General features: G+C 62.4%; 8 protein-coding genes and 1 pseudogene. 3 read left to right on the forward strand and 6 right to left on the reverse strand.

What is annotated here, in order from left to right:
* Window positions 1-12: 12 nt before the first annotated feature.
* From WS46_RS18235 to WS46_RS18250, 4 genes are all read right to left on the reverse strand, one after another.
* Window positions 13-231, reverse strand: coding sequence for a YXWGXW repeat-containing protein (locus WS46_RS18235; RefSeq protein ID WP_059537645.1), 219 nt, complete (start codon window positions 229-231; stop codon window positions 13-15).
* A gap of 65 nt (window positions 232-296) precedes the next feature.
* Window positions 297-1,460: a DUF1501 domain-containing protein gene (locus WS46_RS18240; protein WP_059691360.1), complete on the reverse strand. Its 1,164-nt coding sequence runs from the start codon at window positions 1,458-1,460 to the stop codon at window positions 297-299.
* Between the two features lie 2 nt (window positions 1,461-1,462).
* Window positions 1,463-2,857 (reverse strand): DUF1800 family protein, encoded by a 1,395-nt coding sequence (locus tag WS46_RS18245; protein ID WP_059691361.1) that lies wholly within the window; start codon window positions 2,855-2,857, stop codon window positions 1,463-1,465.
* A gap of 262 nt (window positions 2,858-3,119) precedes the next feature.
* Complete coding sequence (locus WS46_RS18250) at window positions 3,120-4,001, reverse strand: AraC family transcriptional regulator (RefSeq protein ID WP_059691367.1); 882 nt, start codon at window positions 3,999-4,001, stop codon at window positions 3,120-3,122.
* A gap of 152 nt (window positions 4,002-4,153) precedes the next feature.
* On the opposite strand from WS46_RS18250, the gene WS46_RS18255 reads away from it, so the two are divergent.
* The 3 genes from WS46_RS18255 to WS46_RS18265 all read left to right on the forward strand — a co-directional run bounded on the left by WS46_RS18255 (window position 4,154) and on the right by WS46_RS18265 (window position 7,635).
* On the forward strand, window positions 4,154-5,131 hold the full coding sequence (locus tag WS46_RS18255; RefSeq protein ID WP_059691362.1) for an oxidoreductase: 978 nt from the start codon (window positions 4,154-4,156) through the stop codon (window positions 5,129-5,131).
* A gap of 108 nt (window positions 5,132-5,239) precedes the next feature.
* Window positions 5,240-6,211, forward strand: a complete 972-nt coding sequence (locus tag WS46_RS18260; protein ID WP_257130007.1) for an aldo/keto reductase — start codon at window positions 5,240-5,242, stop codon at window positions 6,209-6,211.
* 371 nt (window positions 6,212-6,582) lie between these two features.
* A complete protein-coding gene (locus WS46_RS18265; protein WP_059691364.1) occupies window positions 6,583-7,635 on the forward strand; it encodes an alpha/beta fold hydrolase in 1,053 nt (350 codons plus the stop codon).
* 457 nt (window positions 7,636-8,092) lie between these two features.
* Here the strand turns inward: WS46_RS18265 and WS46_RS35440 are convergent, their stop codons facing one another.
* Both WS46_RS35440 and WS46_RS34125 read right to left on the reverse strand, forming a co-directional pair.
* Window positions 8,093-9,664: a hypothetical protein gene (locus WS46_RS35440; RefSeq protein ID WP_156443151.1), complete on the reverse strand. Its 1,572-nt coding sequence runs from the start codon at window positions 9,662-9,664 to the stop codon at window positions 8,093-8,095.
* 72 nt (window positions 9,665-9,736) lie between these two features.
* A pseudogene (locus WS46_RS34125) lies at window positions 9,737-10,555 on the reverse strand (IS5 family transposase).
* Between the last annotated feature and the right edge of the window lie 111 nt (window positions 10,556-10,666).

Raw genomic sequence — 10,666 nt, forward strand, 5'->3', positions numbered from 1 at the left:
CGTGCGCGCGCTTCAATACACGGCCACCCAATGTCCGGGCACCCACGCCCAGTGGTTGCCGGCCCAGCGGTAATGGCCCTTCGCCCAGCGATAACCGGGCGCGGGCGGCGGCGGCGCCACCTCGACGACCGGCGCGGGCTGCGGCGGCCGAGCCGGTTCCACCACGCAGGCGGACATCAGCACGGCACTCATCGTCGCCACCACGGCAAGCGATACGGATCGGATCTTCATCATCGATTCTCCCTGTTGTGTCATATGTCATCGGCTAGCGGATGCGGGCGCGCGCCTGCCGCGCGTCACGCGGTTCCGCGAACGAGGCCCGTCATCGGCCGCGTCGCGCCGCTTTGCGCGAACAGCGTGGCCGCGGTATGGCCGGGATCGAGCCGCAGGCTTTCGGCGGCCGCGCCCGCGATCAGCGCATCGAGCGACGCGGTCGGCTTCAGGTCGCGCCCTTCATACAGGTCGCCCGGCCGCAAGCCGGGCCAGTCGGCGATCACGCGCCCGCCCGCGACCGCCCCGCCCGCCAGCATCGCGACCGACGCCTGCCCGTGATCGGTGCCGCCCGTGCCGTTCGCGGCGGCGGTGCGGCCGAACTCGGTCGCGACGAGCACCGTGGTCTGCTGCCACACGGGCCCGAGTCCGTCGCGCAACGCGGCGAGCATCGTGTCGAGTGCCTTCAACTGATTCGCGAGCCGCGCGTTCTGCGCGCTGTGCGTGTCCCAGCCGCCCGTCTCGATCATCGCGATCCGCGGGCCGTCGTCGCGCGCGAGAAACGTCGCCGCAAGCTTGCCGACGCCCGCCGGATCCTGGCGCGCATGCGCATCGCCGGCGAGGCCCCGCGCGGCCATCGCCGACTGCCACAGCGGCCCGAGCTGCGCGTCGGCCTCGTAAAGCGCCGACACGCGCGCGAGCAGGTCGTCCGGCGCGGCCGGCAGACCGGACGCCGCATACGACGCGGCCTGCACGCTGCCGCGCAACGCGAGCGGCACCGTCGGCGCGAACGCGATCGCGCGGTCGCGCGTCGCCGGCAACATCGCGGCGAGCCGGTTCAGCCAGCCGTCCCTCACCTGGTACGGCGCGCGCCCGCCCGTCTCCAGCACGTTCTGGCCGTCGAAATGCGAGCGGTCGCGATACGGCGACGCGATCGCGTGGACGAACAGCGCCTGCTTGTCGCGAAACATCTGCGCCGTCTGCACGAGCGACGGATGGAGCGCGAACGTGCCGTCGATGCGTGTCGCCGCTGCGGCGTCGATCGCCAGCGGGCCGCGCAGCGACGCATACGCCGGCTCCGCATACGGGACGACGATGTTCAGCCCGTCGGCGGCGCCACGCTGGATCACGAATACGAAGCGCCGGTCGGTTTCGACGTTCGCGAACACGATGCGCGGCGCGACGAGGATCGCGCCCGCACCGGCCGCGGCGACACTCAGGAAATGTCGACGGGTCAAGGATCGGGCCATGTTCATCTCCGTTGGAAATCGGGCGACACGAGCAGCAGCGCGAGCGATGTGGTCGCGCTTTCGGCACGCGACAGCGCGGTCGCCGTCGGCGCGCTCAGCGAGCCGGCCAGCAGCGTATTGCCGAGCGTGCGCGGGTCGAGCCGGTCGCCCGTGCGTGCAGCCAGCCGCTGCGCGATCTCGACGCGGCGCACCAGCGCGTCGGGCGCGGCCCAGCTCGCGGCAACGTCGTCGTAACCTGCCGGCGACCCGGGCCGCCATACCGGCTGGCCGAGCTGCGCGAGCAGCGGCGCGGCCTTCAGGTCGCCCGTGTCGCGCCAACCGAGCCCGCGCAGCGACGACACGGCCCACTCCCACGGCGTCTTGAACTTGCGATTGACCGGCGACCACGCATCGGGCGCATCGACCAGCGCACGATAGACGGTCGGCAAATCGCCGCCGCTCGTCTCGAATGCGCGGGCGAGCCGGTCGGTGAGCGCGGGCGGCGGATTGTCGGCGACGAAATGGCGGGCGAGCTGGAACGCGATATGCCGGCCCGTCGCCGGCGAACGTGCCAGGTCGGCCAGGATCGCGCGTGCCTGCGCTTCGCCCTGCTGGCCATACGTGCGTCCCATCACCGTGCGGGCGCCCGGTTCGTGCAGCTTCGGACGGAACACGAAAGCGCCCGGCGCCGCATCGCCGGGCTGCGGCCCGCGTCCGCCCGCGATGCTCCAGCCGGTCAGCGCGCGCGCGAATTCCGTCACGTCCGCTTGGGTGTAGCCGGTCCGTACGCCGAGCGTATGCAGTTCCATGATTTCGCGCGCGAGGTTCTCGTTGAGGCCGCGTCGCGCCGCCGGATTGCGGGCTTCGGCGCGCAGCGCGGCCGGGCTGTCGGGGCCGACCGAGCGCGCCTGGTCGAGGAACAGCTGCATCGCGGGATGCTGCTCGACTGCGACGAGCATGTCCTCGAAGCGGCCGAGCACGTGCGGGCGGATCGCATCGCGCTCGAATGCGCCCGCGTACGCGGCCACCTGCCCCTTGTCGACCGACACCGCGAAATGGTTCGCCCAGAAATGCACCAGACGCTCGACGAACGGCGCGGGCGTGACGAGCGCGCCGTTCAGTCGTGCGGCGACCGCGCTGCGATATGCGTCGTAGCCGTCGCGGCGGATCGACTGCTCGGTCGCACGCCTGGCCGCCGCGTCGTCGCTCGTCATCGCGTTGCGGGTCGTCGCAAAGCGCGTGGCGAGCGTGACCGCGTCGGGTTCGCCGGCCCATGCGGCCGGCCTCGGGTCGTAGCGGTCGAACTGGGCGACCAGCGCGGCCTTCGGATCGGCAGGCGGTGCTTCGTCAGGCCGCGCGCCGAGACCGAAACGGTTCAGCGCGATGGCGGCCGGTGAGATGTCGTTCGGATGGTCCATGACGGGGGCTCTCGCGATGCGTACCCGTGTTTAACGGTGGCTGGCGGGAAATCCGTCGCGGGATGGACGAAATATTTGGGTCTTCGTGGATTTGCGTGGTGGTCGGTTGGCGCGCCCTTGCTGCCGGTCGACCGCTTGGCGTTCCAATGGCGGATATCAGATCGTCACCGTCATTCCACGCGTTGCAAATTTGATTATCGATGGGTGTTCGTTGCGGGCCAGACGCCCCCTGGGGGAGCGTCGAACGAGAGAAACGGCATCGCTAGTCTGCAACGCATTGGGAGCGCGCTCCTGCCCCGTGGAAACGGGCCATGTCACGCGCGGGAGACACTCCAAATTGGCGTGCGTATTCACGGCTGAATTGACTCGGGCTTTCATAGCCCACGCTAAAGCCGACGCCTGCGACATCTCCTTGTTGCGCCAAAAGTCGGGCGCGAGCGGTCTGGAGGCGGATTTGCTTTTGATATTGAAGCGGGCTCATGGCGGTTGCCGCCTTGAAATGGCGGTGGAAAGAAACTGCGCTCATCCCTGCCAACGCGGCCAAGCGTTCGACCCGCACCGACTCCGAAAAATTGGTGCGCAGCCATGTGATGGCACGGCTCACCTGCGAGAGGCGACTGTCCGCCATGGCAATCTGACGGACCATGGGGCCACACGGGCTTTGCAGAATCCGCCAGAACACCTCGCGCCGGATCATGGGCGCAAGGACTGCAATGTCCTCCGGCCGGTCGAGCAACCTGACCAATCTCCACATCGCATCAAGCAAATCGGGCCCAGCGTGGTTGACCTCCACGCCGGCGGCGCCCCCCTGAGGCGCCGTGGGCTCGGCGATCAAGCTCGCGAGCATGCCTAAGTCCAGGTCCAGCGTGACGGCGGAGTATGGCGCCTGGGTGACCTGCCCTGTCGCTGGCAGGTCCACGGACACGGCTACGTAGTCGCCCGGCACGATGTCGAATATCCGGCCTCCCAGCACCGTCCGTTTTGCGCCGCCCAGGATTAGGGCCAAAACCGGCCGGTGGACCACGTAGGTGACCACGGAGGGATCCGTCTCGACATAAAGCGTCAGCCCGCCAACGGCGGTTTCGGTCGGGCTTTCCTGGCCATGGCGCTCGACCAGCGCGCGAAGTTCGTACAAGTGGTCCAAGCCTGCCTCCAAACGCCTCAGGGCATTGCCCCCGTTCCGGAAACACCAATTGACAGGATTGTGCAAGAAATTGGCGGCATTGCGCTACCACCGCGAACGGTCCCTGCGATTCAATGGAGCGTCCCAAACGCAGAATTGAACGAGGAAACCGTATGACGCACACGCCTCAAAAACCGATCGGTTCAGGCTTCGGCCCCGCCTCGACCGCCGACGAGGTGATCCGTGGCATCAACCTTACGGGCAAGACCGTCGTGGTAACCGGCGGCGCTTCAGGTATCGGAATCGAGACCGTCCGCGCATTCCGTTCCGCAGGCGCCAGGGTCATCGTGCCGGCCCGCGATACAGCCAAGGCTAAAGCAGCCCTCGCGACCATGCCTGACGTCATCGTGGAAGCGATGGACCTGCTGGAGCCTGCAGCGATAGACCGATTCGCCAGTCGCGTACTGTCGCTGACGGACAAGCTGGACATTCTTGTCAACAACGCTGGAGTCATGGCCGCACCGCTGACACGCGATGCGCGCGGCTACGAAATGCAGTTCGCGGCCAACCACCTCGGCCATTTCCAACTCACCTGCCGGCTATGGCCCGCACTCGTGCACGCGGAGGGGGCTCGCGTCGTAGCGCTCAGCTCCTACGGACATCGCCGCGCCGGTATCGATTTTCACGACCCTCACTTCGAGCGGCGTGAATACGACCGATGGATAGCCTACGGCCAGGCCAAAACCGCGAACGCCTTGTTCGCTGTCGCGCTGGATTCAATTGGCCGCCACCGGAACGTGCGCGCATTCGCCGTCCATCCCGGTGGCATTGCCACTCCGCTAGCCCGCCACATGCTGCCCGCCGAGATCGAGGCGAGCCAGATCTTCGATGCCGAGGGCAAGCCGGTCATTGATCCGGAAAACAACAAGAAGACGCCCGAGCAGGGGGCGGCCACCTCCGTGTGGTGCGCGACGAGCCCTCAGCTGGCCGGCATGGGCGGCGTCTACTGCGCCGATTGCGACATCGCCATCGCGCTTCCCAGCGACGGGAGCGCTGAAATGCACGGCGTCAGGCCCCGTGCCATCGACCCCATCTCCGCCGGCCGTTTGTGGCAGCTCAGCGAACAACTGACGGGCGCGACGCTGGATTGAGCAAATTCGATGCGACTCGGGACAACCAGTCGCGCCTTGTCACTAACCACTGAGGCAACATAGCCAGGAGAAAAGAACATGCGAACGGTATCACTCGGCAGCCAAGGCATGGCGGTCAGCGCGCAAGGCCTTGGGTGCATGGGAATGAGCACGACCTACGGGCCCTGCGACGAGCAGGAAGGCCTTGCAACCCTCATGCGAGCCCTCGACCTCGGTGTGACGTTCTTCGATACGGCGGAGGTCTACGGCCCATTCATGAACGAGGAGCTTCTCGGCAAGGCCTTTATGGGCAAGCGCGACAAGGTCATCCTGTCGACCAAGGCAGGATTTCGCTTCACCGAGCACGGCAAGCTCGCCATGGAAGGTGAAAAGCCCTTGGTCACGGGCGATCCGTCGGATATCCGAAAGTCGGTCGAAGGATCGCTGCGACGCCTGAGGACCGACGTCATCGACCTCGTCTACCTGCATCGCATCGATCCAGCAACGCCGATCGAAGTGACGATCGGCGCGCTGGCCGACCTCGTGCACGAAGGCAAGATACGCTACCTCGGCCTTTCCGAGGCATCGGCAAAGACGATCCGGAAAGCCCACGCGGTTCATCCGCTCACGGCCGTCCAAATGGAATATTCCCTGTTCGAGCGTAGCGTCGAGCACAACGATGTGCTGGCGACCGTCCGAGAGCTGGGAATCGGTTTTGTCTCCTACTCGCCGCTCGGCCGGGGCTTCTTGACCGGTGCGCTGAAGCATCTGGACAACCTGCATCCGACCGACTTCCGCCGGTTCGATCCACGCTTCCTCGGAGATAACCTCCAGTCCAATCTACTGTTGGTCGACCGCATCGCCGAGATCGCTGAAGCAAAGGGCGTCATGCCGTCTCAGCTCGCCCTTGCATGGGTGACGAGTACCGGAACGGTGCCCATTCCGGGAACGCGACGCATCAGGTATCTCGAAGAGAACGTCGCCGCAGTCGCTATCACGCTGACCCAGGACGAGATGAACGCCCTGGATGCAGCCGCTCCGTTCGGCGCTGCAGCTGGCGAGCGCTATTCGTCCGGAATGATGGCTACACTCGGTCACTAGGACACCCTCTCAATCAGGGGCAAAGCCGTGTCGACAGAGTTCAGTTCGTCGCACCGCCCCTTAGCGCTCTGGCGTTCGGGGCCGCCTTGGCGTAGCTGCCTATTATCGAGTGTTTGTCGTACGTGTAACGGCTCGTACCGGATTGTTGAGATGATTCAAGAGCATCCGAACAGGCACAGTGACGGTGATGGCGCAATTCACCTTGCATCGCTTGTATGAGACACCCGCATTGCCATCTTGCGTCCTGCAATCGTGAAGGGTTTGTGTTCGTTTCGATTGAGCTTGCAACCTTTTTCCAATCGACTAAGATTTTGCGAAGGCACACTCGTCCAGCCGTTCGTCCGTTAGCCGAATCGACCAGGGAGAAGAAAATGCCACAAGAGTTTGACTCACGTCGGCGTGGCTTCGCGCGCATGGCGGCCGGTGCGCTCGTTGCGGCGCAATTCGAAGTGCTGCGATCCGCGCAGGCCCAGAATCCATCTTCGAAAACTCCATCGATTCCGCGAATCCACCCGGGCGCTCGTACGTCGTTCACGTCGATCAAGCAGGTGAATGCGGGGCTCCTAAACATCGGCTACGCCGAGGTCGGTCCGGCCGACGGACCACCCGTCATCCTGCTACATGGCTGGCCGTATGACATACACAGCTTCGTCGACGTTGCACCGGCGCTCGGCGCGAAGGGATACCGGGTGATCGTCCCTTATCTGCGCGGTTACGGCACGACGTCCTTCCTGTCGGACCAGACCATGCGCAACGGTCAGCCAACGGCCGTCGCGCTCGACATCATCGCGCTGATGGATGCACTCAACATCCAGAAGGCCGTCTTCGGCGCGTTCGACTGGGGCGCGCGTACCGCCGACATCATCGCCGTGCTATGGCCGCAGCGATGCAAAGGCCTGGTATCGGTGAGCGGCTACCTGATCGGCAATCAGGAGGCGGGAAAGAAGCCGCTGCCACCGGAGGGCGAGTTGCAGTGGTGGTATCAGTTCTATTTCGCAACGGATCGCGGGCGCGCGGGCTACGAGAAATACACACTCGACTTCGTCAAACTCATCTGGAGACAAGCCTCTCCGAAATGGAACTTCGACGACGCCACCTTCGAGCGAAGCGCACCGGCATTCAAGAACCCCGACCATGTCGCCATCACGATCCACAACTATCGCTGGCGACAAGGTCTCGCCACGGGCGAGCCGAAATACGACGAATACGAGCAGCAGCTAGCGTCGGCGCCGCCCATCACCGTTCCCAGCATCACAATGGAGGGCGATGCCAACGGCGCCTTTCACGTGCCGCCGGGCGTGTACGCGTCGAAGTTCACTGGCAAATACGAACATCGCACGCTCACCGGCGGCATTGGCCACAATCTGCCGCAGGAGGCACCGCGAGCGTTTGCGCAGGCGGTGATCGATGTCGACAGGTTTTGATCCGGCAGCCCCCGGCCTTGAAGGCGCGCGGTACGGATTTGCGGGCATGCGGCGCCGACTGTACGCGCAGACCCGGCGACTGTCCCTTTGTGGCCGAACTGGCGTCCCGCTTTTAGCCGGTCACACTAGATTCGGATATCTCCAACTCGAGGCGGATACCGAATCGCCAACACTCGCCCGGCTGCGAAAAAACAAGCAGCCGCTCAACGCAGCCGCCGCGATTGCTTAGAGACGGTTTCAAAATGCTGTTTTGGGCTCGACGTCCGCGGCGAGCTGTTAGCCTCTGGCATTGGAACAACCGGGGCCGGGGAGATGGGCAAGCCGATCATCAACGGCGAACCCTGGATGCTGATCGAACTGTCACTACCTCGCACCAAGCGACAGCGGAAGAAGAGTCCGCTGACGCTTTGTTTCCCGAAGCGCGCTTCGCTGACCAGCCCCCTGTTTCAGCAGCCTGCTAGTCTGCAGCGTATTCAACCGACCACTTTGAATCTATATAGCTGAGAATACTGCCGGCTGCCGTTATGCAAAATCTTGGCGTGCCGCTCGTGTCCGGCAACATGCGCCGGCAGCCATGCGGCGCTTCCGTAAGCGTTTTCCACGAACCGCTCTCACGATCGAATTCCCTTAATTCAATATCCGAGCTAAATACTCCTGTATTCCAACGCACCGCTCTTCCCTCGCTGAGATTATCAAACCGAATATCCGAGAAAACGTACGGCGGAGTATTGTATTTCAACCAAGTTTCACCATTGTCGCTTGACAAGTACAACTTGGAAAAAGCGCCTTGAGCATGATAAGCGGTCAGCACTCCGGATGCAGATGATGCGTGAAAGCCGGTCATTTCGGTGGGCGGGGTAACTGGGGTCCACGCCATCGTGGACAAATTTAGTCTTAATAGTTGAGACGGGGTGCCAACATAGTAGAAATCGCCGATTGACTCAATCTGCCCGGGAAACGCATTAATTGCCTTGAGTCCTTTTCCGCCGCCAATTTGCTTTATCTTGACCAGATCCCGCAAATCATTATCGCCAGATTGATAGATTTCGATATTATTTATCTCCTTCCAGACAGGACCATTTACCACGCCTCGTGCCACCGCCACGAACCATCGGTTGGCTTTTCGATCGATATCAACGATTCTGGCATCACTTCCCATGGCGGCAAGAATTTTCCAGTCCCCCCGCCCAACTTCGGTGACACGAATAACACCGTTGTCGAATCCGGCCAGAAGTGCTTTGCCGTCTACCTTGACGGCAGTTACTTCGTGGAGCGAGCCTGTATCCAGCGATCTCCAGTTCCCCTGAGGGCCTCTGATCCGAATTTGACCCATATCCGCACCGTAGTACAGGTTGCCAGATGCGTCGTGTTCAAATTTCCGAGTCAATGGCGGAGCTGCAGTTTTCCATAACTGAAAGAAATCATTCGCCGCCCGCGTGTCGACAAGTTGCTTGCTTATGGCTGGCCTGTTGACGTGCCGTTCATAATCCATCAATAAGTCGGCCAGCAAGCCAAGCCCCGTAACGGGATATATGGTTTCAATGGGCGCGGGCACTTTCTGAACCTCCCATTCGATCGGATATTTCGACATCAAAACCGATTGATATTCATTTGCGATGGAATTTAAGTTTTCAACAAATTCCCTATGCCTAACCGGGAGCACCACAAATTTATATCCCCCAATCGGCAATTGAATCAAGCCACCAAGGTCCGTTATCCGGCCTCGCTGAACTTCTATTTTTGGATAATCTATCAGATTGTAATTTTTCCATTTCGCCAGTCGATACTCGCCAGCCGGAATCCAAAGCCCCGCCCCATACGAATCAATGCCCGGGTGCGGCTGCAGCAAAAAAGTGGAATTGTCTTTCAGAGACTCCAGTTGTACACTATCGCTCGCACTCCCTTTTGGGATGGAAACGTATACATAGCCGTGAGTTGCTGCAAGCTGGCTGGGCGATTGAATGACAGGCGCATTGACGCAGCCGAATAAAAAAATCAAAAATAATATAAACGGATGAATTTTTTTCATTTAAATACCCTCCCGGTCAGCGGAAATTATAATCTCAATCCCACCCCGCTTTCACCAATCTTGCAGTTGTTTTCAAATATGCCGATCGGTACGTCGAGGGGTATTCCAGCAGATCAGGCAGCAACCGAGTTTGAGGAACGCGCCGTGAATGTCGGCACGGCGCTCGAAACGAATACGGAGGCGACGGAAGTGATGCAGCCAAGCATGCGTGCGTTCAACGACCCAGCGATATTTTCCAAGGCCGCTGCGGTGTTTCGGTACGACGCTTGGCAATCACCGGTTCGCTACCACGATTGCGCAACGCTTTTCGATGTCGCTCGGAGTCGTATCCGCGGTCGGCGTAGACCACACGCGGTCTCTGCAGTGAGTGGCCGCGCAATCCGCGAATCGGTGGAATCGCGTCGATCAGCGGCAGCAATTGCGTGACGTCGTTGACGTTCGCGCCGGTCAGGATCGCGGCAAGCGGTGTGCCGTTGGCATCGGTGACGATGTGGTGCTTCGAACCGGGTCGAGCGCGATCGGTAGGGTTTGGCCCAGTTTTTGGCCCGCCCCAACGGCGCGAATCGATGACGAATCGACAGCGGCTCGCGAGAAGTCGATCTGGTCTGCTGCTCGCAGCTTCGCGAGTAGCAGCTCGTGCAAGCGGTCCCACACACCGGCCGCCTGCCAGTCGCGCAGCCGCCGCCAACATGTCACGCCCGAGCCGCAACCCATCTCGGCAGGCAGGTCACGCCAGCGTAGTCCGGTCTTGAGAACGAACAAGATGCCGGTCAGCGCGGCGCGATTCGAAACAGGCAGGCGGCCCGGGTTCTTCTCGCGTCGCGGCTTGGATGGCGGCATTAACGGCTCGATCAGTGTCCACAATTCGTCGTCGATGATCGGCTTGCCCATCTCCTCGGCCTCGGTTGTTCCGATGCCTGAGGTTAATCTATGGTCACCCCCGTTTTTGCAACGCTGACGTTGATGTGTGGTGGCTTTGCACCAATCTATCCGGCGTCGTTG

Origin of the sequence: Burkholderia sp. RF4-BP95, assembly GCF_001521985.1 — a bacterium.
GTDB classification, from domain to species: Bacteria; Pseudomonadota; Gammaproteobacteria; order Burkholderiales; family Burkholderiaceae; genus Burkholderia; species Burkholderia diffusa.

Coding starts and splice junctions, on each gene's coding strand:
- WS46_RS18235 (WP_059537645.1), bottom strand. CDS start 231: ATGAAGATCCGATCCGTATCGCTTGCCGTGGTGGCGACGATGAGTGCC.
- WS46_RS18240 (WP_059691360.1), bottom strand. CDS start 1,460: ATGGCCCGATCCTTGACCCGTCGACATTTCCTGAGTGTCGCCGCGGCC.
- WS46_RS18245 (WP_059691361.1), bottom strand. CDS start 2,857: ATGGACCATCCGAACGACATCTCACCGGCCGCCATCGCGCTGAACCGT.
- WS46_RS18255 (WP_059691362.1), top strand. CDS start 4,154: ATGACGCACACGCCTCAAAAACCGATCGGTTCAGGCTTCGGCCCCGCC.
- WS46_RS18260 (WP_257130007.1), top strand. CDS start 5,240: ATGGCGGTCAGCGCGCAAGGCCTTGGGTGCATGGGAATGAGCACGACC.
- WS46_RS18265 (WP_059691364.1), top strand. CDS start 6,583: ATGCCACAAGAGTTTGACTCACGTCGGCGTGGCTTCGCGCGCATGGCG.
- WS46_RS35440 (WP_156443151.1), bottom strand. CDS start 9,664: ATGAAAAAAATTCATCCGTTTATATTATTTTTGATTTTTTTATTCGGC.